Raw genomic sequence first — 23979 nt, 5'->3', positions numbered from 1 at the left:
TGCGTCTCGCAGATCAGCACTGCACATTTCAAAGACAGTACATTAGATCGCGAAGCAAAAACCGAGGTTATAGTCTTCACCATTTTTCGCCGTGAACTCTTTGTCTTCACTTGATGCATTCGGGCGGCCACTTTCATCGCCTTTTACTAAACTCACCCAGTGACGAATACCTGAAGAGCGGCTGGCCTCAGTTTGACCAAACGTGGTGCATGTCTCTAATTGGATATCTTGAATATCAACTAACTCCAGGCGGCCAGTGCCTTTACGAGCACCGATTGTCACTTCAACGTGCGTACCGCTTTCATCACGGAATAGGATTGCTGAAGGCTTAGATTTATCACCTGTGTAAGCCACAAAGTGTTTAGCGCGTTTCAGTCCAGTATGTTCGCCATTCTTGAAGTAAACCTGAACGTGTCGGTAATCGATCTCGTAGCTCACTACATCTTCATGTGAACCCGTCTCTAGAGGAAATAGAGTATCAAGCAACTGTTTCGCCATTTTTTGTTTTTCGAGTTGCTTGTCTGCTTTCACCATTTCGACGGCAAAGACAGCTTCAGCAATAAATGTTGAATGGTTTCTGTGAAGTTCTGTTTTGTCTAGTGTCAGCATATTCATAGTCTATCCCTCGTACGGCTTTAAATTTCATTTAGGTCAAACATCCCAATAGACCCTTTTCAAAATTGTTCTTTACTGTGTGGTTTCCATGTTTTTCATACTACTGTTATTTTTGAAACAATTTCACAACAAAAATTACACAGTGTGAATTTTACTAAATTGCTTTTTTACACAAACCGGCATTTCGAGCCCCCAGCCCTTTATTTAACTGGGTTGAGGGTTCCGTAGAAACGCGTTTACGTATTGTTTGAATTTGTGTAATAACCCACCCCAACTAACTTATTGTCGATAACTCGATAGTAAGTGTGCTTAGTTTCCACTTTGCTCGACAGCGGATTTAACCATCGATAGGTGTAAACGCCACGACCATTTTCTTTGGCTAGGTTTAACATCTCAGTGAGAATCGGCTTATCGTCAGGACTTAGAATTTCGTTGTGTGAACGCCCAACAAGCTCAGGAGACACACCATGTGCGAGCAGCTTTCCTGAACTCATATCCATCACAAACACATACAAGTCCCCTTCTACAAAACTGCCTTCGGTATCATTAAATTCAGTAATGCTGTCTTGCTCAGACTCCACCATCGCAGTCATGGCTCTCGCCAATAATCGCTTAGCTTCTGCAGCACTGGAACGTTCTGGGTAATACCCCACGGCCACGATCACATCACCAACACGCTCGAAAAAAGTGGTTTTAGGTTCGCCCATTCGGTCAGTAGGATTAGTCCAGTGGTACTTCACCTGACCAAAACCCTTGTGTACCGCTTTGGTGATCATTTCACGGAAAAAAGGATTGCCGTAAACGTCTTGGGTATCCAACACACTGTCGCCCACCAGCACCATGGAAGAGCCGCCACTGGCAAGGAATTGGCCATCAATACCAAGAGCAAACACATAGAGCTCACCGTCTATATATTCGGCATCACTCATGAAGTCTTTGACGCTGTCGTCACCTTCTTTTTGAACGTGCACCACCGCTTTTGCCAACAAGGTTTTAGCTCTTCTTTCAGCCTTACTAACAACATGTGGTTCAGAAATATCAAGCACATTAACAGGCTTGGCTTCTTTCTCTGTTTCAGAGTGTTCGGCACGTAAACTAATGCCACTCACCACTGCAAACACGGCACAACCAATGAGGATGATTCTGGATAAATTCATGGTTATCTCTCCTAATAGCCGACTAAGGACGGTAGCCAAAGCGTAATTTGTGGGAAGAAAGCGATTACGAAAACGCCCACAACAGAAGCAAGAACAAAGGGATGGATCTTCGCGGTGATTTGCTCAACCGTAGAGCCACCAATCCCCGAGGCGACAAAGATATTTTCACCGAGCGGTGGTGTCGCAAAACCTATCGATAAGGTACACACCACCACGATACCAACGTGGGTAGGATCGGCGCCCAGCATGTACATGATTGGCAGCAGAACAGGCACAATGATCATGATCGCCGCCAAGGTTTCCATGAACATGCCGATGAACAGCAGCAAGGTAATCGTTAGTGCCCACACCATGTACATGTTGTCGGTAAAACTAAGTAGCGATTCCGCCACAACAACTGGGATTTTTTGTTCTATCAACAGGCGTCCGAACACAGTGGCAGCAAAGAGGATTAACAATACGCGTCCGGTGATCCATGTGGTGGTCGACAAAGATTTCATCACGCTTTTGAACGACAACTCTCGGTGAATAAACACACCCACAAATAGCGAATAAAAAATCGCCACAACCGCAGACTCTGTTGGTGTAAACATACCGCTGTAGATACCACCAAGAATCAAGAATGGCGCTAATATCGACCATAAACCGCGGCGCAAGTAATGCCTTACATCACCAAACGACCATGTTTCGGTAAGCCCTTTATAGCCTTCACGCTTAGCAATGAAATAGTTAGTGACCACTAGCGTCGACGCCATAATGAAACCCGGCACAACCCCAGCAACAAACAGTTTTGGAATAGACAAAGAAGCAAACTGCCCATGCTGAGCAATGGCTTCTGGCGGTGCCATTAATCCCATCGCAGAAATGCCAAAAATAACTAAGGGAATGGATGGAGGAATGATGATGCCCAAGCCACCTGATGCGGCCGTTACTGCCGATGCGTAGCTCTTATCGTAGTCACGCTTAACCATCGCGGGCACCATTAGCATGCCTACCGCTGCGGTTGTTGCAGGACCAGAACCTGAGATAGCACCAAAGAAAAGACACGCCATTACCGTTGCCGCGCCAAGGCCACCCGTTACGGGCCCGGCCAAGCTTTCGGCGATATCCACCAGACGTTTGGAGATCCCCGCCGCCTCCATTAACGCGCCAGCAAGAACAAAGGCTGGCAGCGCCATTAATGGGAAGTTACCCACCGAAGTAAACGCAATTTGTACTAAAGCGATGGGATTTTTGTCGAGCAACATATAGGCCGCCATTGAAGCGCCGGCCAGTGATACTGTGATTGGTGCACCTAGAATTAACAGGGTTAAGAAGCCACCAAATAAAATTAGAGTTAAATAGGATTCCATTATTACATCTCTCTATTACGACTATTCTCTGTGATGACTATTGCGCGGACTTTTGTGCCGTCATTTTGCGCAATTCTTTGACTTCTGGATCTTCGTTGGTTGCGCCTTTGAATAGACGCTCATAGTTGTTCCAGATAATTCGAATCATCATCAGTGAAAACGCGATAGGTAAAATCATGTAGAAGTACTTCATCGGGATACCTGTAGTCTGAGACTTCCAAAACAGATTCATTTTGTTGAACACGAAGTCGTAGCTGAGGTAAACGAAGTAGCCGTTGAAACAGAGCCATAAGAAGTCAGCGATGGTTTCACTCACGGTCTGCACGATTGGCGGAAAAAATTTAAAGTGAAAGCTTACTCGGTTGTGCGCCGACATCTTGGCCGCAACAACAGCCCCTAGATAGGCAAACCAAACGAACATGTAAGTAGCAACCTCATCCCCCCAAGGAATGGAGTAATCAAAGAACTGGCGAGTAAGGATTTGTGTGAACAGCAATAGGACAAAGCTTGCGAGCAGCAGACAACACGTATATTCCTCAATGTTGTTTAGGTGCTTTTTTATTGTTTTAGCGACTGACATATAACCTCCAATGTTGATTTCCACATGACAACCAGTCGCTCACGGTCCTAAAAAGATCAGGTACAGAACAGATCAACGAGTACAGCCATGTAAATGCCCTATCTCACTGTTCTAACGCTAGGTGATTAAGTAGCGGAGAACAGCAGATAGGGCGAATCTAATCGTTACTTTCTACCTAGTAACTCAAGAACGTCGTCTAGCTTGTCTTTGCCTCCAATGCTTGAGTAGAACTTAGGCCAAACTGACTTGGTCACCTTGCTGATCCACTCTTGCTCGTTGTCTGCTGGGTCTGTGAATACCATGCCTTTCGCTTGTAGCTCTTCGCGAATCTTGTTTTCCGTGTTTTCTAGATAAGCAAAGCTGTGCTCTGTCGCTTCCTGACCCGCTTCAAGAATGATCTTTTGCATTTCAGGTGTCTGTTGTTGGAAGACCGTTTCACTCACGATTAGAGGTTCTAGAGAGAAAATGTAGCGAATGTTGGTCACGTACTTTTGTACTTCGTTGAACTTCATCGCGTGGACTGTGATGTAAGGGTTATCTTGTCCATCTACCACGCCTTGTTGCAGGCCAGTGAAAGTCTCAGACCACGCCATTGGCGTTGGGTTTACACCCCATGCTTGATAAGATGCGATCATGATTTCGTTACGAGGAACACGAATCACTAGCCCTTTCAAATCTTCTGGTGAAGCAACAGGCTTTTTCGAGTTGGTCAAAACCCTAAAGCCAGAATAAGCCCAACCGACAATACGAACACCAGCATCACGAATCGTGTTATCGACTAAGTCTTGGCCTACCTGACCTTGAGTCAGTAGCACTGCTTCTTCTGCGCTTTGAATCACGTAAGGCATGGTCAATAGACCAACGGTTGGAGAGAAAGGCGTCACGTTGTTGATCGCCAGTACAGAGAAGTCGAGAAGCCCGATTGCCGCATCGTTGACTGTGTCTTGCTCGTTGCCTAATTGGCCATTCGGGAACAGATCGATTTTTACTTTACCGTCTGTTTTTTGCTCCATCAGTTCAGAGAATGAGGTCGCTAATTCCCACTGCGTACCACCAGCAGCATCGCCGATGGCCATTTTAAAATTCGCAGCTGCCGCGGTATGAGATAGCACCGCTGTTGCTACAATAGTGACACCAGCAATAATTTTATTTTTAATCAATTTCATAGTCTTAACCTTTCCTATCATACAGACTTCCTGCCTGTACTTTGCTCACAAGGTGACCTGGTACAACTTTCCTGGTCGTAATTCTATTTCCCTATTTTGGAAACAATGTTCGGGTAGTTACAGCCTTTCATCCTTTAACGAATACCACTGATAAAGGAACCGCTGCCCCATTCTTCGAAACGGTGCAAACATCTCTGATTCCACCACTTCCCTCACGTTGGGGAACGGAAGTTTTGATTCAAATATTGGTAGGTCGAGCTTGTGACCTTCGCCTGCTATCCACTGAGCAAGGCGCTTACCTGCTTGAGCGGAGTACATCACACCATTGCCGCCATAACCCAGTGCGTAGAAGATGGATTGTTTCGGATTCGGCTGATAAATTCTCGGCATCATGTCGTGGCTAACATCCACCCAGCCCCACCATGAATAATCGATTTGGATCTGATCGAGAGACGGGAATTTTCGGGTTAAATCCGCTCGCAACATGTCTTCATATTTCTTTTCAGGTGCGTTCTTGCCACTGATGGCACTGCGTGTACCAATCTGTACTCGGTTATCTGGCAACAAACGGTAGTAGTGGCGCAGAATTCGAGTATCAGTAATCACTTGATTGGTTTTGAAGTTACACGCGGCGATTTCGTCTTGAGTTAAGGGACGTGTCACCATCGAGTTCGAAAGCACTGGCAACAGGCGATTCTTAAGCTCGGAATGCAAACCTTGACTGGTGTACCCACCCGTACAAACACCGACTGAGCGCGCCTTCACAACTCCACCAGGCGTTTTCAGGTAATGCACACCGCCACGAGTTTCCCATCCCATAACCGGGCTAGACGGGTGAACTTTCACGCCGAGTGCTCGCGCCTTTCTTAGATAGCCAAACGCCAATTTCCCTGCATGAATACCAATCCCTTCTGGCTCATGCATTGCGCCTGCCGCTTCTTGGTCACCAACGTAATCACGCTTTACGGTTTCCGCATCTAAGATCTGCGCATCGTAATCGAACGTGTCACGCAGCAACTTGGCCTCTTTCTCGAGTGTTGCCATCACTTTTGGACGGTGAGCGACATATAAATGGCCTCCCGGTTGTGGGTCACAATCGATGTCTTTGATTAGAGACTTAAAGGTGTTCATGCCATCGACGCATTCGCGGTGCATTTTTAGCGCCGTTTCTAAGCCCCAGCGTTCAATCCACTGAGAACGCTTCAAACGCCCAGAAGCACACTGTGCTTGGCCACCATTTCGGGTACTGCAGCCCCAACTCATACGGTTAGCTTCAATCACAGTCGCTTTAATGCCGTACATTTCTGCAAGGTGTATCGCGGTACTTAGGCCTGTGTAGCCTGAACCGATTATTGCCACATCGACATCCATGTCTGACGTGATTGGGCCATCATCTTCAGGTGGTGCGCCAGCGGTATCTACCCAATAAGTCGGGGCGTATTCCTTACCGTGACCTGGGCTCTTGTCTTTAAGTGGATCGTATTTTGGATCGTATTTATCTTTTGCTTGGGTGCTTTTCACCTTTGGCGGCACATCGGCTGCCGGTTGTTCAATTACTAAACTCATAATTCGACTCTCCTAGTCATAACACGTGAACGGGTTGTGGTTTCGTGTCTAGCTCTTGGGAGTGTTGTTAGGAGTCAAAAGAGGTCGTGTTTTACGGAAGGCATTTTTTACGCTGATTTTTCCATCTTTCAGAGTAAACACGTCGACCATGCGAGCTTCGATGACGCTGCCATCTGGGTTCGTCGCAGAAAACGTTGATTCACTCACTGCGCGGTCACCGCATACAAAGTGGACAGGGTCGCTCCAAGCCGCATCTGGAAAGTTCTGCCAAACCAACTCAAAGCTATTTCGAACCGCTTCGTACCCTTCGATAGTGTTTCCAAGCAAGCCTTCTCCTGCCACTGTGTGGAATACACAGTCTTCTGTCATGAAAGACATCAGCGCTTCAATATCATGGTTATTCCACGCATCACTAAAAGACTGTAAAAAGGCGGTATCGACTTGGTTTTCCAGCACGAATGTCGCTGCATTGGTTTGCATATTCATATTCCAGAATCCTTTATGTTTTCGTTATTGGTTTAAATTTCAGTAGCTTTGCGCCACTTTTTTATTAGAGTGTTTAAACTAGATCTGTGAAAATTTAACAACTTGATAACAAGGTTCGTCACTCTAACTTCGAGTTAGGTTATAAACAATCTCTAAGCTCACAGATTTCATCTTTTTATAAATTAATTAGTGTTCTAATTTTAATTACTCGATTTTTCGCTCACGATATAAGAGGTATAATTAAATTAGAACGTGTTAGCCTTTAGTCGAAATCAAAGTCTTGATGATACTTTCGACCATACTGTTCAAGTTGACGATCATGAGTATTAACTTGCAATTCGATATTGCCGTCACCTTTATTTATGACTTGGTTGTTATCTGCATGTGCTTCGTTTTTTAAATCCGTTAGTTTCTCTTCGACATACTCTGTCGGTTCATTTAAAACGTTCATGGATATTAACTCCTTTATCAGGTTTACTTTCACTGATGGAAGAATATGAACGGACACTAGACCGTTTGAATATTCTTTCTCATCGTACAAAGGCTGAATGGCATCATTGCCACCTTCCTTAAATGGGTGAATGGAATACCACTTGTCCTTACGTGGCTCTTGCTGATCGCAATCCGCCACATTAAATATCTGAGTTTTGTTGAGATCACACGGCGAGTGAAAAACACTAACCCTCTGATAATCAATAGCTTGAATTATGTTTATGCAGTCTTTACTTTGGCTGTGACACACCGACCAAAGCGCATTTAACAGGTTATCGGTCCATTCCAGTAAGCGGGTGGGAAAGCCCTGCTTCTTGGCTAAACACATCAATAACCAGTCATTTATGTCGTTAGAACTCAGCGAGTGACCACCGTAAACTCTCACCGTTGAAAGCAGCTCTTGTTCGACACGGCGTATGTTCTTACGATTGGAACGCCCTAAACTTGGCATTAGATTATTATTTTCATAATCACACACGTTATACATCAAACCAAGTTGGTCACTGCATTCAGTCATTAATGAATCGATTATTTTATACAGTTCTCCGAGTGTGCTGATATAACGTTTATTGTTCATATTTGGTTCCAACCACTCGACAATATAAATAACTAAATTAAAATTTATTCGTTAAAAACTGACGTGTAATAAAATACACAGACTAAAGTCTAATAACTCTATCGACTTATCGGTAATTACTATTTAAAAGCAACTCATAATAATTATTGATAAGTCTCTATTAATGAAACCGAACACCTATTCACCTTGGTTATTTCATTAGGGCTCTAATATTTAGAGCGAAATAATAGAAATATATGACCCAATACTTAGATATCTGCACTATTAAGAATCTTTAAAAACAACTCGGTCGTTGACCCGTTCTGTTTCATCATCCAATTTAAAATTAGTGGCTAGTGTTAGAGCTTAATTTGTTTGCCCAACCACATTCTCGATAACTCTTTATCTAGCATTCACGAGACGGTTTTGGTCGGGCAAACTTCCTATGACTTATACGTAGTCTTTGTACTTATCTAGGAAACGAACCGGCGTTGATAGTGCATCTCGGCGGAACGGGTCGCCCAATTCCTGAGTACACATGATTTCAATGATGGTTGTTTTGCCTTCGTTCATTTGCATATCGATGGCTTTTTGCAGAGTTGGACCTACATCTTCTAGCTGATCAACCGTGATACCTTCAGCGCCCATTGCTCGTGCGATTTCCGCAAAGCTTTGGTTGTCCAGTTCACCAGCAACGAAGCGTCGGTTGTAGAAGTCGACTTGGTTCTTCTTCTCTGCTCCCCATTGACGGTTGTGGAATACCACGGCTGTCACTGGAATGTTATGACGAACACATGTCATGGTCTCCATCAAGCTCATGCCCCACGCACCGTCGCCTGCATAAGAAATAGCTGGACGATGAGGAGCTGCCGCTTTCGCACCAATGATGGTCGGGAACGCGTAACCACAGTTACCGAAACTCATTGCCGCAAAGAAGCTACGTGGTTTTTCAAAGCGTAAGTAGCTATTTGCCACCGAGTTGATGTTACCGATATCCGTTGAGACCATAACGTCTTCTGGCATCGCTTTTTCTAGTTCACGCAGTACTTGGCGTGGGTGTAAATATTCGCCACCAGAGAACGGAGTCTCATGCGAGTTTTCTTCAATCATATCCAAGCTGAACGAGTCACGTTCGTGCGTCCACTCATCAAGCTCTTTTTCCCACAACGCTTTTTCTGTTGCCACTGTGTCTTGGCGAGCACCTTTATTGTCATCACACAACAGTGCACGACCTTCCAGTCTTTCAGCTAATGCCACAGCCGCTGCTTTTGCGTCGCCACAGATACCAACAGAGATCTTCTTAACGAGGCCAAGCATCTTGTTGTCTGCATCGATCTGGATGATTTTCGCGTCTTTCGGCCAGTAATCCATGCCATGTTGAGGCAAAGTACCGAATGGACCAAGACGTGTACCCAAAGCGATAACCACATCCGCTTGAGCCATCAACTTCATTGCTGCTTTCGAACCTTGGTAGCCTAAAGGACCACACCATAATGGGTGGCTAGCAGGGAAAGAGTCATTGTGTAGGTAGCTGTTTACTACGGGTGCGCCTAGTCTTTCTGCCAATGCCGCACACTCTTGAACTGCATCAGCCATTACCACGCCGCCACCAGAAATGATGACTGGGAATTTCGCTTCAGCAATTAGGTCTGCCGCTTCATTCAGAGACTTCTCACCACCCGGGCCACGGTCTAAACGCGCTGGCTTAGGGATCTCGGTTTGAGTTTCGCCGTAGAAATAATCACGTGGGATATTCAGTTGAGTCGGACCCATTTCGCTCATTGCGCGGTCAAAGCATCGGCCCGTGTATTCCGCCATACGGTCTGGGTGCGTTACGTGTCCTTGATACTTAGTAAACTCTTGGAACATTGGAAGTTGGTTACACTCTTGGAAACCACCTAAGCCCATTGTTTTAGTACCAGTCTCTGGCGTCACAATCACGACCGGGCTGTGTGCCCAGAATGCCGCTGCAATCGCAGTTACACAGTTACTAATACCTGGGCCATTCTGCCCGATAACCACACCATGGCGACCAGATACACGAGAGTAGCCATCTGCCATGTGAGCAGCACCTTGCTCGTGTACCACTGGGACCAATCGAATGCCAGCTGGAGCAAAGATATCCATTGCGTCCATAAATGCTGACCCCATGATGCCGAACATGTCAGTAACATCATTAGCAACCATAGTTTCAACGAACGCTTCTGATGGTGTCATTGTTACTGTGCCGGAAACAACCGTACGTTTTTCTTGCTCACTCATTCTTCCATTCTCCTTGAGTTAACCAAAATTTCATTTTTCGGAATGAATTGTCTCTTTTTCGAATTCATTTTCACCTTAGTAGTAGATTTTTTGCGCGTCAACTTTTTATGTTAAATTGGAACAATTCATTCTAATTAATAAAACTGGATCACATTATTGATAGTTTTTTGTACAAAAAGTGCCGTTAACTTAGAGTGAGCTGTTAATAATCGATGACATATCGCCCATCGCGGCAGTCAATGGAAGCTATTAAGAGAGAAGAAAAATGAATGATGCGGAATTGATACCAACGCAAGCAGTAAGTGTGAGAGAGTGTTTTGGCATCGACAGCAACCTAACGGTATTGGCGTTTGAGCATGCGGGAGAGTATGTACCCAAGGTCGATCCTAACTACTGTTTTGATCCTGAAGTAACGCTAGCGATATTGGCGGGCTTCACCTCTAATCGCCGCACGTTGATACAAGGTACACACGGAACGGGCAAGTCTTCCCACATTGAGCAAATCGCCGCGAGATTGAACTGGCCGTGTTTGAGGATCAACCTAGACGGGCACTTAAGCCGATTGGATTTCATAGGAAAGGACAGCATCGTCATTAAAGATGGAATGCAGGTGACAGAGTTTAAAGAAGGCATTCTTCCGCAAAGCATCCAGCAGCCCATCGCTCTGGTATTAGACGAATACGATGCAGGACGACCAGATGTGATGTTTGTGATTCAACAACTCTTAGAGCAAGACGGCAAATACACCTCTTTAGAGCAAAACCGAGTGATCACGCCTCACCCTTCTTTCCGCCTCTTTGCTACCTGTAACACACTTGGTTTGGGTAATTTCTCGGGTTTGTATTCCGGTACTCAGGTGCTTAACCATAGCCAACTTGACCGATGGAACATCATCGCCACGCTTAACTATTTAGATCCGCAACATGAAATCAAGATCGTGTTATCAAAGCGCCCAGAGCTGAACAATGAAAGTGGTCAGCAATTAGTTGAGAAAATGATCGCAACCGCTGGTTTAACGCGAAATGGTTTTAGAGCAGGTGATTTGTCGACGGTAATGTCTCCGAGAACCGTGATTACATGGGCCGAAAATATCCGAATATTCGATAACGTAGCCACGGCATTTAGGCTTTCATTCCTAAACCGTTGTGAAGACGAAGAGAAAGAGTTGGTAAACGAATATTACTTCCGCTGCTTTGGTGAGGCCCTAGAAACGCCTACTCAGAGTTATGCGCAGTCGGAGTCGTAAACCATGGCCAATGTTTCTTCTCAGCAGAAAAAGATCCTCGACCTTGGTGTGTCTGTCGCTAGAGCGATCAGTGGAGAATTGAACCTGAATTATCGGGGAGAGCGTCTCTATAACGGCAATAGCCCCTGCTATTATCAGTCTGCACACACCAACGATCTCACCTTTGTGTCTCGCCATGAGTTAACAAACAGCAAGCTCTCAATGCAAGGCAAGATCGATTCATCGGCACTGAGACTATTGTTTTCAGATACTGATCTTCACTATTCATTACGACCAACAAACGAAGTCGAACGTCTGTTATATGATTTTTGCGAACAGGTACGAATCGAGTCACAAGTCCCGTCTTACCTAAAAGGCGTGACTAAGAGTATTCAGTTCAACTTTGCGTATTGGAGTGATCAGTACCATCAGAATGGCTTTACTGAATCACGAATTGGTATGTTGCTGTTCACACTGATGCAGGTTATCCATACCCGCTTAACCGGTGTTCCAGTTTCAGAGCCGATTGCTGAAACCATTGAATCAACTCGTGCGGGCATCGTGCCTATTTTCGGAAGTAGCCTGAAACGCTTGAAGGAATATCGAGTAAACCAACAGCAATTTGCTCACTGCGCCAATGAACTCGCCTCTTTAGCGCAAGAACTCATCAACCAAAAACAAGAGAGTAATAACTCGCCGACACCTACGGTTGAAGAAGACATCAAAATCCTCGCGCAACTTGCCCTTATCGTTGATAGCGACATTCAAGATGAAGACGTCGATACCGACATCACAGGCAGCAGCAAGGTGTTTGAACTGTCGGGTGCCAATTATCAGGTCTTTAATTCAGAATTTGACCAAGTGATCGCGGCAGACAAACTCGTCAGGCGCGCCCTATTACTCGAACTGAGACAAAAGCTCACCGATGACATCATGGCGAGACAAGTAAACACTCGCCGCTTGGCCGCTATACTCACCAGCTTTGTTGCCACGCCACAAAGGAACCGACGTCAGGATCATTTAGAAGAAGGCATTGTTAACGCCACTACGATCACCAAGCTCATCACTTCGCCGTTGGATCGTACTGTCTTTTATCAGCCAGAGATTGGCGCATCTCATCAATGTGCCATCACGTTTCTAATGGACTGCTCAGGGTCAATGCAAAAACACAGTCACAAACTGAGTCTACTGATGGATACGATTCTCAAATCCGTTGGACTCGCCAATATCCCTTTCGAGATTATCGGCTTCACCACCAACAACTGGAATGGTGGCAAGGTCTATCGACAGTGGCTCAAGCAAGGTCAACCGAAACACCCAGGCCGTTTAAACGAAGTTCGACACATTGTGTTTAAGGATTTTGATACCCACTGGAGACGCTCTCGCCTTGGCATTGCCAGTCTTCGCAAAGCAGACATCTTTAAAGAAGGGATTGATGGAGAAGCGGTTCAGTTCGCTAGCCAGCGCTTGCAGCAACATAGCGCACAGCGAAAGGTGTTGATTGTGTTCTCAGACGGCTGTCCGATGGATACCGCCACCAGCACAGCCAATGATCAGTTCTATTTGGATAACCATCTCAAACAAGTGATTGAGCGTGAGTCGACCAAAAATGGTATTGAGATTCATGGCGTGGGAATGGACGTCGATTTAAGCCCGTACTACCGCAGTAACATTACTTTAGATGTACAGGAAAGCTGCTTGTTTGGATTATCTAGGAGTATCTTTGAGATGCTAAAGCGTGTTTAAACAGAGAGGCTTAGGCTAGCGAATCACTAGCCTCCTTTGCCGAAAGTGGTTTTACGAAAAGCCAAACAACGCCCACGCAGAAACAGCCATCAAATACCCACCAATCAACATCAACACCATAAATACTAACTTTCTGAGTTGGTCATTCGACAATGGCGGCGGGAAGCGCCGAGCAAACATAGTGACAAGCGCCACCAAGGGAACGGCAATCGCAGACAACCACAGTATGCTCGCTTCCATGTCACCTGCCGCGTAGACATTGACGGTACGAGACATCGACGTACAAGCGAACACCATCAGCAATGTACTTCGTACCAGATCGAGCGTAAAAGGCTGTCGATAGAGGTGATACACAATTGGTGGACCCGCCATCCCAAACAACCCTCCCGCTAAGCCAGAGCTAAAGCCAGATAACAAAAACGACACGGTTGCCGAGCGGTCTTTTCTAGTTTTAGGTTTGAACATAAAGCTCAGACCTGCGAATAACACCATTGCCCCCAATAGCCCTCGCAGAATATGCGTCGCCGACTCGCTCAACTCGTCCAGTAAAAACACCCCAAGTGACACGCCGGGGATAATACCGATCACCAACACCACCAGAATCTTGAGTTCCCCAAGCAGCGGCTTACCCATCAACGCGACCAAACAATTAAACAAGGTCACGATACTGACCACGGCGGCAATCACGGGCAACGAAACCAGATTAAGACTGACCGTAAGACCAATCACTATGATACCAAGCCCAAACCCCGTGACGGTTTGGAAATAGGTACCTACCGCAATGGTGGCAAGAATGGCGAGTAAAACAGGTAACTCCATTGGCAATCCTAATTAGGTGTTTTTTACTTAGTATGAGTGCGAGCTTTAAGTTTGAGCCTTAGTACCTAAACTCAAATTTTGATTCTTCTCTCTCTTTAGCTTCTTGCTCTTCTTTTGCGTTTTGATCTTCTGGAGCTTTTTGAGCACCAGCTTCAATATCCGTCGTTGGATTTGCCGTTTTACTTTGCTGTGCTTGCACGGCAGTCACCGCGATTACATTAAAGATATCTTCGGCACTGCACCCTCTGGATAAATCATTGGCGGGTTGATTCAGCCCTTGCAACAACGGACCAATCGCGACCGCACCACCTAGCCTTTCAGCAAGCTTGTAACCGATATTGCCAGCTTCTAAGTTAGGAAATATCAACACGTTAGACTCGCCCTTCACCTCGGAATCGGGCAATTTTTTCGCTGCTATTTCAGTGACAATCGCCGCGTCGAGTTGAACATCCTGATCAACCGCAATTCCGGGGCAACGTTGCTTCACTAACTGGGCGGCATTACGCACCTTATCGACTGATTCGTGTTTGGCACTGCCATTGGTCGAAAACGACAACATTGCCACTTTCGGTTCTTCCATCAACAGCGTTTGTGCACTGTTTGATGCCGCCACTGCAATTGATGCAAGCTCGGTTTCATTGGGGTTAATCACCAAGCCACAATCACTGAAAATCATGCCTCCTTTAAGGTTATGGAAAGGCTCGCACAACATCATTAAAAAGAAGCTCGATACTAATTCACTGTCTGGCGCTGGCCCGATGATCTGCAGCGCAGCTCGCACCACATCTGACGTGGTATAAACCGCGCCATTGACCGTGCCGTCGACCAGCCCTTCTCTTACCATCAAGTTGGCAAAAATCAGTGGGTCTTTGACCTTCTCCAATGCATCTTCATAAGTCATGCCTTTGGCTTTTCTTAACTCATACAGTCGTTCAGCCAACACAGCTTTCAGTGCTGATGTTTGTGGTGAAACAATATGAATGCCCGCAAGGTTAATATGATGCAACTGAGCGGCTTCGATAATCGCCTTTTCATCGCCCACCAGCGTGATATAAGCGAGCTGTTTATCTATCGCTAATCGTGCAGCCTTGAGTACACGAGGATCTTCCGCTTCGCTCAAAACCACACGCTTACGATCTAAGTGCGCCTTATCAATAATCAGTCCAATTGCTTTCATCTTAAAATTCCATTTATTGAGATTAATTGTTCCATAATTTACATTTATATTATTGAAATAATAAAAAAGGTCAAATTTTATTCAGATAATTGAAGAATATTGATTTGGTATGTACACTCTTACACATAGACATATCGCAAGGATGAATCACTGTATGCAAACAGAAACACCACAAGTTCAAGGAGATACGCCCACTCTCCGACTTTTTGCACTATTAGAGGTGATAGCGCAAAAAGACGAGTTTATTTCCCTTCAAGGGCTCGTCGAAGAAACAGGACTACCGAAACCCACTCTGCACCGTATGCTGCAACAATTAGAATCCGCAGGCATCATTCAAAGAGACGGTGATGAAAAACATTACAGCTCTGGCATTCGACTCAGAAAGCTGGCTGAAAACCTACTGTTCAACAGCACCATGCACAGCGCAAGACGCACGATTCTTGAAAACCTTCGAGCAGAAGTCGGCGAGAGCTGCAACCTAACCGCACTATCGAGCGGTGAGATCATCTATCTCGATCGTGCAGAAACTGAAGCTCCCCTTCGCTTTCACCTTCACCCCGGCTCTCGCGTTCCCGTGCACTGCTCGGCTACTGGCAAACTGTTTTTAGCTCATATGTCTAAGTCGCAGCGCAGACGATTAATTGAAAATGTGCCGCTAACTCAATACACCGTAAACACGATTACCGACTATTCGACTCTAGAGAAAGACATTGAAGAAGCGAAAATCCAAGGTTTTGCTATTGATGATGAAGAGTTTTTACCAGGCTTAGTCTGTATCGCTGTGCTGATCCCCTCACCAACAGGTCAATCAAACCTAGGTTTAGCGATACAAGCACCTGTGATTCGAGTGAAACCGGACGAAGCAATAAAATTCTTGCCCGCACTTCAAAAAGCAGCAAAAGCGCTGGCGAAGATCGAAGCTGATAATTGGAGTCAGCAGTAAGCACTTTCTTAAAGAATTTCGAAGTCCATGACTTAGCTGATCATGGATTTCGAAGGCCCTACTTTGGTAAACAATGCTTGCGCAAACAAGGGCTTCAAAACTATCGAATTAACGACCACAATCTGCGACTAATCAACATTTGGTCGAAGTGATCTGAACACTCGCCAACCCGCACATCAGCAACACGTCTAAAGTAATCACGACAAAGGAATCACGATGCTAAACATTGATAACCAGCACTTACTCTCTTTTATGGTGACAGAAGCGAACAACGCAGTTGCAGTCACAAACCCAGCAACGGATGAACTCATCGGGCACGCACCGATATCATCAGAAACAGAGTTAGCGAGCGCGATTGAACGAGCTAATGTAGCGCAGAAAGAGTGGGCAAAAATTCCTGCTAAATCTCGTGCAGCACTGCTTCATCGCTGGCACCAGTTGATCCTCGAAAACAAGGATGACCTTGCTCGAATCATGACAATGGAACAGGGCAAGCCGTTAGCCGAGGCGACAGGTGAAGTCGTGTATGGCGCGAGCTTCATTGAGTGGTTTGCGGAAGAAGCGAAGCGCACTTATGGTGATTCCATTCCTAGCACAGTCGCTGGCAAACGCTTGGTGACCATCAAGCAGCCTATTGGTGTCGCATGTGCGATTACGCCATGGAACTTCCCGATTGCAATGATCACTCGTAAAGCGGCTCCTGCCTTAGCAGCGGGTTGTAGCTTTGTAGTGAAACCTTCGGATGAGACACCGCTTTCTGCTTTTGCTGTGGTTGAACTGGCTTATCAAGCGGGTATCCCTAAAGATCTGCTCCAAGTCGTTCTTGGTGAAAGCCCTGAACAAGTGGGCAACCTATTCACTTCGCATCCGCTTATCAAAAAAATCTCTTTCACTGGGTCGACCCGCGTCGGCAGTATCTTGATGGCTCAAGCGGCAAAAGGCATCAAACGCACCTCGATGGAACTTGGCGGTAATGCTCCGTTTATCGTGTTTGACGATGCCGATATCGATGCTGCGGTTCAAGGCGCAATGGCTTCGAAATTCCGTAATGCAGGCCAAACCTGTGTTTGTGCTAACCGATTCTATGTTCATAGCAAAGTGCACGATGAGTTTGTGGCTAAATTTGACCAAGCGGTACAGCAACTTAAAATTGGTAACGGCTTAGACGCGGGCGTCAACATTGGCCCTGTGATCAGTGAAAGAGCGAAACAAAACATTCAAGGTTTGATTGATCGTGCCATTGAACAAGGTGCACAACCTGTCACCCCAACTCAAGAGCTTGCGGGCTTGTTCATTCAGCCTGTCATTCTCAAAGACGTGAAGCACGATATGGACATCGTTCAACAAGAGATCTTTGGCCCTGTCGCTCCGGTTATGAAGTTCGACAGCGATGAAGAGCTGATCGAAATGGCGAACGACACCATTTATGGCTTGGCGTCTTACTTCTACAGCCAGAATATCCACCGAGTGTGGAAGGTAGCAGAAGCACTTGAGTACGGTATGGTTGGCATTAATGACGGCATGATCTCAACTGAGGTTGCACCTTTCGGTGGGGTTAAACAGTCAGGCATTGGCCGTGAAGGTGCTAAAGAAGGCATCGACGAGTACATGGATATTAAGTATCTATGTTTCGGTGGTAACTAAGGTTTTGGCGAAAATTAGGTTTGGTGGGAGAAAGATAACTGTTTTTCACTTCTAATCTCTGATCCCGCATTCAATCTCAGATCCTGTATCTAACTAAAAGCTAAAAAAAAGCCGCGCTATGAAGCGCGGCACCTTGGGCTCGGTTAAAGGGGGGGTCTTTTTTTAGTATTTTTCTTTCTCTATTTTTATTATTAGGTCACTTTGCTATTTCAGTGATTTAGGCTTTTTGTGCTTTCGCTTATCTGCGATTTAGCACTTTCCGACTCAAGCACTCTGCGCTTTCAGCTTTAGACGCATCGCGTGTAACACTGGCTCGGTATAACCACTCGGCTGAGCACAGCCTTCAAATACCAACTGACACGCTGCTGAAAACGCAATGCTGTTTTCAAAATCAGGCGTCATGTTTTGGTAGCTTGGATCCCCTGCATTTTGCTCATCAACCACTGCTGCCATGCGCTTCATGGTTTTCATTACTTGGGCTTCCTCGCAAATACCATGACGTAACCAGTTAGCGATGTGTTGGCTTGAAATACGCAGCGTCGCACGGTCTTCCATTAACCCTACATCGTTAATATCAGGCACTTTCGAACAACCTACGCCTTGGTCTATCCAACGAACTACGTAACCAAGAATACCTTGCGTATTGTTGTCCAGTTCTTTTTGGATATCTTGAGCAGTAAGCTTTTGGTTGCCTAGCAGCGGGATAGTAAGAATATCGTCAACATTTGCTCTCACACGCTCACGAAGCTCTTTCTGACGGCTAGGAACACTCACCTTGTGATAGTGCAAGGCATGCAGAGTCGCCGCAGTTGGAGAAGGAACCCAAGCGGTATTTGCACCGGCTTGTGGGTGTCCGATTTTCGCGTCCATCATCTTGGCCATATTATCTGGCTCTGGCCACATACCTTTACCAATCTGGGCTTTACCTTGCAGGCCACAAGCTAAGCCAAGATCAACGTTTTGATCTTCGTATGCGCCAATCCATGTCATGGTTTTCAACTGTGTTTTAGGAGCAAAAGGACCCGCTTCCATACTGGTGTGAATCTCATCGCCGGTACGGTCTAAGAAACCTGTGTTGATGAACACAACACGATCTTTAGCTGCACGAATACATTCTTTCAAGTTCACAGAGGTACGACGCTCTTCGTCCATGATGCCGACTTTGATGGTGAAGCGATCTAAACCTAATGCATCTTCAATGCGACCAAACAACTCATTGGTGAAAGCCACTTCTTCAGGGCCATGCATCTTAGGTTTAACAATATTGATGCTGTTCGCGGTCGAGTTTTGGTAAGGGCTATTACCCTTTAAATCGTGCATTGCGATAAGTGATGTCACCATGCCATCCATGATACCTTCAGGCACTTCATTACCTTCGGCATCAATAATCGCAGGGTTAGTCATTAGGTGGCCCACGTTGCGTATGAACAACATGCTGCGACCTTTAAGTGAGATTTCACCACCCGTCACACTGGTGTATTGACGATCAGGGTTTAGGTTACGAACGATGGTTTTGCCGTTTTTCTCTAGCGACTCTTGCAGGTCGCCCTTCATTAAGCCTAACCAGTTGCGGTAAGCCAATGCTTTGTCTTCACCATCAACTGCGGCTACAGAATCTTCGCAATCCATAATCGTGGTCAGTGCCGATTCCACCAGCACATCTTTAACACCCGCCACATCAACGCTACCAATTGGTGCGCTCGGGTCGATTTGAATTTCGATATGGAGATTATTGTGTTTAAGCAGGATACAAGAAGGCGAGCTTGCGTCTCCTTGATAACCAATAAATTGGTTGCGATCAATTAGCGTGACTTCTTCGCCATTATCTAGCGTTGCTGTCAGCGTGTTGCCAATGCTCACATTGCTGATGCTGTATTTGGTCACGTCTTTATGAGAAACACCATTCAGCGGCGCGGCGTCATCAAGGAACCCGCGAGCATAGCTCACTACTTTAGCGCCACGAACAGGGTTAAAGCTTCCGCCCTTTTCCGCGCCATCACTTTCACTGATCACGTCCGTTCCGTAGAGCGCATCATATAGGCTGCCCCAACGCGCATTGGCTGCGTTAAGTGCAAAACGTGCGTTCATGATTGGCACCACAAGCTGCGGCCCAGCTTGTGTTGCGATCTCAGGTTCTACGCTCGCTGTCGTCACTTGAAAGTCATCGCCTTCAGGAACCAAATAACCGATCTGCTGTAAGAACTGTTTGTACTCTACAAGATCTAGCGTTTGCCCAGCACGCTCTTGATGCCAAACGTCAATTTGATGTTGAAGATCTTCGCGCTTGATAAGCAATGCGCGATTCTTTGGCGCCAAATCTTCAAGGATGGTTGCAAATGATTGCCAAAAGTCTTCAGCGACAATGCCTGTTCCAGGAATTACCTGCTCATTAATTAATTGGTAGAGGGTGCTATCAATGTTCAAGCTTCCCTGTTGAATACGACTGCTCATAAAATCTCTCTCAAACTAACTGATGGCTACTCAATAAATTTTCGTGACTAGCTCAAATTTACTTTACTGAATTAAACTTACTTAACGGACATGAATTTAGCTAATTTATGCCGGTTATATTGGATATTCATATAAAAAATACCCTACAAACTGTGTTATTCCGTCACTCCACTCTCGATTTCGTTAGCGACACTTTTAATCAAACGACGCATCCACTGATGGTCTGGATTGGTTTGTAACAATGGACTCCACGCCATCTTCACCTCAAAGGGTTCAATCGCAAATGGCGCAGGCTTGATCAACAATCTAGGGTTATTGCGCTGCAGTTGAGCCGCTTTGGTAGGAATAGTCAGGATCAGGTTCTTCTGTTGTGCGAAGAGAATCGCCGACAAGTAGTGTCGCGTAAACACCGTGATGTTACGGGTTTTACCAATGCGCATTAGTGCTTCATCTATCCAACCAAGCTTTTGTGCTTCGCTTGGGTTGATCCCCACTCCCGTTCCCATGCCGGTCTTACTTACCCAAATATGTTGCGCCTTTAAATAAGACAAAATATCGAAGTTGTCGGCTATCGGGTTGTCACAACTAAATAGACAAGAAAACCCGTCGTGCCAAAGGCTCATCTGGTGAAAAGACTGAGGAATATCGTCAAATCGGTTGATAATTATATCAACGGTACCTTGCTCTACATCCTGATAACTCACGTCACTTGGCGTCATGATATCCAGTCGTATTTTCGGTGCGATCTCACTTAACCTTTTCAGAAGAGGTTGAATAATGGTCGACTCTGCATAGTCACTCGCCATGATACGAAACACGCGTTCACTGTCTTCTGCGTTAAACTCTGTGGTCGGCTGCAGTGTCTTCTCTACATTCGCCAAGATGTTTCGAATCAGTGGCTGCAACTTTTGCGCTCGCTCGGTCGGTACCATCCCTTCACTGGTTCTCACCAATAGTGGATCTTCAAACAGATCACGCAATCGGCGCAGTCCATTACTCATGGCTGGTTGAGTTATTCCTAATTGATTTGCCGCTCGTGTAACGTTTCTTTCACGTAGCAACATGTCTAAATACACAAGTAAATTAAGGTCTATACGAGCAATATTCATAAGAAAAATACCGAATATAATAACTATAAATTAACAAAATTATCACATGCATGGTTATTCTTTGTCCATAGCAAAGTTTTAATCCAAGCCAATTTGGCAACCATACCCCACGTGAAACTAAGGAATAGTTATGTCGCAAATTACACAAGATATCGAAATGATAGAAGTTGCAAAAAGCGCTGCAGGTGCTCCATGGGATGCAATCAATGCTGAATCTGCTGCTCGTATGCGAGCTCAAAACAAATTCAAAACAGGTCTAGATATCGCGCAATACACGGCAGATATCATGCGTGCGGATATGGAGGCTTACGATAAAGACAGCTCTCAATACACTCAGTCTTTAGGTTGCTGGCATGGTTTTATCGGTCAACAAAAGCTGATTTCTATTAAGAAGCACTTTGATGGCAAGACAGATCGCCGCTACCTATACCTATCAGGTTGGATGGTTGCAGCACTTCGCTCAGACTTTGGTCCACTTCCAGACCAATCAATGCATGAAAAAACATCGGTTGCTGGCCTAGTAGAAGAACTATACACATTCCTGCGCCAAGCTGATGCACGTGAACTGGGTGGTTTATTCCGTGAGCTAGACGCTGCACGTGAAGCGGGCGATGTTAACCAACAAGACCTTATCCAAGACAAAATCGACAATCACGTAACACACGTGGTGCCAATCATTGCCGATATCGATGCTGGTTTCGGTAACGCAGAAGCGACTTACCTAATGGCTAAGCAGATGATTGAAGCGGGCGCATGTTGTCTACAAATTGAAAACCAAGTTGCCGATGAGAAGCAATGTGGTCACCAAGACGGCAAAGTAACGGTTCCACACGCTGACTTCCACGCAAAACTTCGCGCACTTCGTTACGCTTTCCTTGAACTGGGAATCGACAACGGCGTTATTGTTGCTCGTACCGATTCTCAAGGTGCTGGCCTAACAAAAGAAATCGCAGTAGTGAAAGAGCCGGGCGACCAAGGTGATATCTACAACTCATACCTAGATGTTGAAGAGATCGATGTTGCAGATATGGCAGAAGGCGACGTTTGCTTTAACCGTGACGGTAAGCTAGTTCGACCTAAGCGTCTACCTTCAGGTTTGTACCAATTCCGCCAAGGTACTGGTGAAGACCGTTGTGTATTCGACTGTATTGAAGCAATCAACGCAGGTGCTGACCTACTTTGGATTGAGACTGAGAAGCCACACATTGGCCAAATCAAAGAGATGATGGACGGCGTTCGCGAAGTTCACCCTAACGCGAAACTGGTTTACAACAACTCTCCATCATTCAACTGGACGCTAAACTTCCGTCAACAAGCTTACGATGCATTGGTTGCTGAAGGTAAAGATGTATCTGCTTACGACCGTGCAAACCTAATGAGCGCGGAATACGATGAAACTGAACTGTCTGCAAGTGCTGATGAGAAGATTCGTACATTCCAAGCGGACGCATCTCGTGAAGCAGGTATCTTCCACCACTTGATTACGCTACCGACTTACCACACTGCAGCGCTGTCTACCGACAACCTTGCGAAAGAGTACTTCGGCGACCAAGGCATGTTGGGTTACGTTGCAAATGTTCAACGTAAAGAGATCCGCCAAGGCATCGCATGTGTTAAACACCAAAACATGTCTGGTTCAGACATCGGTGATGACCACAAAGAGTACTTCGCTGGTGAGAATGCACTAAAAGCAGCGGGCGAAGCGAATACGTCTAACCAATTTGATTAATCGCTAGCACTAAAGCCTCCCCCGCCCTTCTCTCTTACTTAGGTAAGATCCGGGGGAAGGCTTTGAGATAAAGCTTGTACTGCCGGCTTTATCTCAAAGTCTAAGAATTGTGTTCTACACCACGGTCAGCTAAGCAACATCTGTTTAAGCTAACTGTATTCATGTTGTTGAGATTCCTGTTTGTTGATATTTCTTTTGATTGAGAGTGCCTATGACTTCAATACCTAAACACCTACAAGATGCAAAAACGCTGCTATCAGAAAATGGTTTCGCAACGGGTGATACTTGGTATCACGGCACGTCTTCAGCCTTGCTTACTTCAATTAAAGGACAAGGACTGAAACGTTCTGGAGACAAAGCACTCAATGAGGCCGCTTCAAAAACCATGGCAACGATTGGCAATAACTACACCGAGTCGGTTGAACCTGTGTTCCTGACTCAGAGTAAAGAGCTGGCGTATTACTGGGCGCAACAAACCGTTCGTGAGCGCAGTGTTCGTTTCGAAGGAGAAGAACAACCTATCGTGTTAGCGGTAAACCTGTCTGAAAAACAGCATGCCAAAGTAAGACCGGACGTGGGTGCGATGAGCCTGTTAATGATGAGTGTGGGCGAGCAATTCATGGCTCACATGGCTAAGGTTTATCAAGAGAACAACGTCGCAGGCCCTGATATTGAGCTTCGCACTGCTGATCGTATGGATTACTTGAACAAGCTGGGAATGGCTTACATTGATGAAGATATCAGCCGAGCGTGTGTACAAGAACTGTCTGAGCCCAATATTTCTGAACCAGAGCTTTCTGAACCAGCGCTAACGGATTAGGAACGTCTTCTATTGGACGTAATAAGCTGACCTTAATTAGAATCAAAAATGGCTCCCAATTGGGAGCCATTTTTCTTATTCGTT

At 45.8% G+C, this 23979-nt stretch carries 19 protein-coding genes; 6 read left to right on the top strand and 13 right to left on the bottom strand.

All coding sequences use genetic code 11. From position 1 onward, the window contains the following. Positions 1 to 42: 42 nt before the first annotated feature. From ITG10_RS20400 to xsc, 9 genes are all read right to left on the bottom strand, one after another. Positions 43 to 615: a malate synthase gene (locus tag ITG10_RS20400; RefSeq protein WP_017064292.1), complete on the bottom strand. Its 573-nt coding sequence runs from the start codon at positions 613 to 615 to the stop codon at positions 43 to 45. Between the two features lie 236 nt (positions 616 to 851). Beyond that, positions 852 to 1772 carry a cache domain-containing protein gene (locus ITG10_RS20395; RefSeq protein WP_017633375.1) on the bottom strand — a complete coding sequence of 307 codons (921 nt, stop codon included), beginning with the start codon at positions 1770 to 1772 and terminating at the stop codon, positions 852 to 854. 11 nt (positions 1773 to 1783) lie between these two features. Next, entirely contained in the window at positions 1784 to 3124 is a 1341-nt protein-coding gene (locus tag ITG10_RS20390) for a TRAP transporter large permease (RefSeq protein ID WP_017064290.1), read from the bottom strand. A gap of 37 nt (positions 3125 to 3161) precedes the next feature. Next, complete coding sequence (locus ITG10_RS20385; RefSeq protein ID WP_017064289.1) at positions 3162 to 3704, bottom strand: TRAP transporter small permease; 543 nt, start codon at positions 3702 to 3704, stop codon at positions 3162 to 3164. 164 nt (positions 3705 to 3868) lie between these two features. Then, the gene (locus tag ITG10_RS20380; RefSeq protein WP_017059971.1) at positions 3869 to 4870 is read right to left on the bottom strand and encodes a TRAP transporter substrate-binding protein; all 1002 of its coding nucleotides are present in this window, start codon (positions 4868 to 4870) and stop codon (positions 3869 to 3871) included. Between the two features lie 117 nt (positions 4871 to 4987). Beyond that, a complete protein-coding gene (locus tag ITG10_RS20375; protein WP_017633373.1) occupies positions 4988 to 6436 on the bottom strand; it encodes an FAD-binding oxidoreductase in 1449 nt (482 codons plus the stop codon). A gap of 48 nt (positions 6437 to 6484) precedes the next feature. Then, positions 6485 to 6922: a nuclear transport factor 2 family protein gene (locus tag ITG10_RS20370; protein ID WP_017633372.1), complete on the bottom strand. Its 438-nt coding sequence runs from the start codon at positions 6920 to 6922 to the stop codon at positions 6485 to 6487. 262 nt (positions 6923 to 7184) lie between these two features. Next, positions 7185 to 7991 (bottom strand): FRG domain-containing protein, encoded by an 807-nt coding sequence (locus tag ITG10_RS20365; RefSeq protein ID WP_017633371.1) that lies wholly within the window; start codon positions 7989 to 7991, stop codon positions 7185 to 7187. Between the two features lie 429 nt (positions 7992 to 8420). Beyond that, complete coding sequence (gene xsc / locus ITG10_RS20360) at positions 8421 to 10232, bottom strand: sulfoacetaldehyde acetyltransferase (protein ID WP_017633370.1); 1812 nt, start codon at positions 10230 to 10232, stop codon at positions 8421 to 8423. Between the two features lie 265 nt (positions 10233 to 10497). On the opposite strand from xsc, the gene ITG10_RS20355 reads away from it, so the two are divergent. Next, positions 10498 to 11478 carry an AAA family ATPase gene (locus ITG10_RS20355; RefSeq protein ID WP_017633369.1) on the top strand — a complete coding sequence of 327 codons (981 nt, stop codon included), beginning with the start codon at positions 10498 to 10500 and terminating at the stop codon, positions 11476 to 11478. A gap of 3 nt (positions 11479 to 11481) precedes the next feature. Beyond that, positions 11482 to 13203: a cobalamin biosynthesis protein CobT gene (locus tag ITG10_RS20350; RefSeq protein WP_017633368.1), complete on the top strand. Its 1722-nt coding sequence runs from the start codon at positions 11482 to 11484 to the stop codon at positions 13201 to 13203. Between the two features lie 51 nt (positions 13204 to 13254). Here the strand turns inward: ITG10_RS20350 and ITG10_RS20345 are convergent, their stop codons facing one another. Together ITG10_RS20345 and pta are read right to left on the bottom strand one after the other, a co-directional pair. Then, positions 13255 to 14022: a sulfite exporter TauE/SafE family protein gene (locus ITG10_RS20345; protein ID WP_017633367.1), complete on the bottom strand. Its 768-nt coding sequence runs from the start codon at positions 14020 to 14022 to the stop codon at positions 13255 to 13257. A gap of 58 nt (positions 14023 to 14080) precedes the next feature. Beyond that, on the bottom strand, positions 14081 to 15199 hold the full coding sequence (gene pta / locus ITG10_RS20340; protein ID WP_017633366.1) for a phosphate acetyltransferase: 1119 nt from the start codon (positions 15197 to 15199) through the stop codon (positions 14081 to 14083). 154 nt (positions 15200 to 15353) lie between these two features. On the opposite strand from pta, the gene ITG10_RS20335 reads away from it, so the two are divergent. Both ITG10_RS20335 and ITG10_RS20330 read left to right on the top strand, forming a co-directional pair. Next, complete coding sequence (locus tag ITG10_RS20335; protein ID WP_017633365.1) at positions 15354 to 16142, top strand: IclR family transcriptional regulator; 789 nt, start codon at positions 15354 to 15356, stop codon at positions 16140 to 16142. A gap of 216 nt (positions 16143 to 16358) precedes the next feature. Further along, the gene (locus ITG10_RS20330) at positions 16359 to 17786 is read left to right on the top strand and encodes an NAD-dependent succinate-semialdehyde dehydrogenase (protein WP_017633364.1); all 1428 of its coding nucleotides are present in this window, start codon (positions 16359 to 16361) and stop codon (positions 17784 to 17786) included. Positions 17787 to 18050: 264 nt separating this feature from the next. On the opposite strand, the gene ITG10_RS20325 is transcribed toward ITG10_RS20330, so the two are convergent. After that, positions 18051 to 20237: a malate synthase G gene (locus tag ITG10_RS20325; protein WP_248387110.1), complete on the bottom strand. Its 2187-nt coding sequence runs from the start codon at positions 20235 to 20237 to the stop codon at positions 18051 to 18053. 155 nt (positions 20238 to 20392) lie between these two features. Continuing rightward, on the bottom strand, positions 20393 to 21346 hold the full coding sequence (locus ITG10_RS20320; protein ID WP_026084496.1) for a LysR family transcriptional regulator: 954 nt from the start codon (positions 21344 to 21346) through the stop codon (positions 20393 to 20395). Between the two features lie 130 nt (positions 21347 to 21476). On the opposite strand from ITG10_RS20320, the gene ITG10_RS20315 reads away from it, so the two are divergent. Further along, on the top strand, positions 21477 to 23075 hold the full coding sequence (locus tag ITG10_RS20315) for an isocitrate lyase (RefSeq protein ID WP_017633361.1): 1599 nt from the start codon (positions 21477 to 21479) through the stop codon (positions 23073 to 23075). A 199-nt stretch (positions 23076 to 23274) separates the two neighbouring features. Beyond that, positions 23275 to 23895 carry a hypothetical protein gene (locus ITG10_RS20310; protein ID WP_128644455.1) on the top strand — a complete coding sequence of 207 codons (621 nt, stop codon included), beginning with the start codon at positions 23275 to 23277 and terminating at the stop codon, positions 23893 to 23895. The last annotated feature ends 84 nt before the right edge of the window (positions 23896 to 23979 follow it).

The sequence above is a fragment of the Vibrio sp. ED004 genome, assembly GCF_023206395.1.
In the GTDB taxonomy this organism is placed as follows: domain Bacteria; phylum Pseudomonadota; class Gammaproteobacteria; order Enterobacterales; family Vibrionaceae; genus Vibrio.
This window is presented reverse-complemented; position numbering and strand designations above follow the sequence as displayed.

Bases quoted from the DNA above. Each gene is read 5' to 3' on its own strand.
- ITG10_RS20400 (WP_017064292.1), bottom strand. From the start codon at position 615: ATGAATATGCTGACACTAGACAAAACAGAACTTCACAGAAACCATTCA.
- ITG10_RS20395 (WP_017633375.1), bottom strand. From the start codon at position 1,772: ATGAATTTATCCAGAATCATCCTCATTGGTTGTGCCGTGTTTGCAGTG.
- ITG10_RS20390 (WP_017064290.1), bottom strand. From the start codon at position 3,124: ATGGAATCCTATTTAACTCTAATTTTATTTGGTGGCTTCTTAACCCTG.
- ITG10_RS20385 (WP_017064289.1), bottom strand. From the start codon at position 3,704: ATGTCAGTCGCTAAAACAATAAAAAAGCACCTAAACAACATTGAGGAA.
- ITG10_RS20380 (WP_017059971.1), bottom strand. From the start codon at position 4,870: ATGAAATTGATTAAAAATAAAATTATTGCTGGTGTCACTATTGTAGCA.
- ITG10_RS20375 (WP_017633373.1), bottom strand. From the start codon at position 6,436: ATGAGTTTAGTAATTGAACAACCGGCAGCCGATGTGCCGCCAAAGGTG.
- ITG10_RS20370 (WP_017633372.1), bottom strand. From the start codon at position 6,922: ATGAATATGCAAACCAATGCAGCGACATTCGTGCTGGAAAACCAAGTC.
- ITG10_RS20365 (WP_017633371.1), bottom strand. From the start codon at position 7,991: ATGAACAATAAACGTTATATCAGCACACTCGGAGAACTGTATAAAATA.
- xsc (WP_017633370.1), bottom strand. From the start codon at position 10,232: ATGAGTGAGCAAGAAAAACGTACGGTTGTTTCCGGCACAGTAACAATG.
- ITG10_RS20355 (WP_017633369.1), top strand. From the start codon at position 10,498: ATGAATGATGCGGAATTGATACCAACGCAAGCAGTAAGTGTGAGAGAG.
- ITG10_RS20350 (WP_017633368.1), top strand. From the start codon at position 11,482: ATGGCCAATGTTTCTTCTCAGCAGAAAAAGATCCTCGACCTTGGTGTG.
- ITG10_RS20345 (WP_017633367.1), bottom strand. From the start codon at position 14,022: ATGGAGTTACCTGTTTTACTCGCCATTCTTGCCACCATTGCGGTAGGT.
- pta (WP_017633366.1), bottom strand. From the start codon at position 15,199: ATGAAAGCAATTGGACTGATTATTGATAAGGCGCACTTAGATCGTAAG.
- ITG10_RS20335 (WP_017633365.1), top strand. From the start codon at position 15,354: ATGCAAACAGAAACACCACAAGTTCAAGGAGATACGCCCACTCTCCGA.
- ITG10_RS20330 (WP_017633364.1), top strand. From the start codon at position 16,359: ATGCTAAACATTGATAACCAGCACTTACTCTCTTTTATGGTGACAGAA.
- ITG10_RS20325 (WP_248387110.1), bottom strand. From the start codon at position 20,237: ATGAGCAGTCGTATTCAACAGGGAAGCTTGAACATTGATAGCACCCTC.
- ITG10_RS20320 (WP_026084496.1), bottom strand. From the start codon at position 21,346: ATGAATATTGCTCGTATAGACCTTAATTTACTTGTGTATTTAGACATG.
- ITG10_RS20315 (WP_017633361.1), top strand. From the start codon at position 21,477: ATGTCGCAAATTACACAAGATATCGAAATGATAGAAGTTGCAAAAAGC.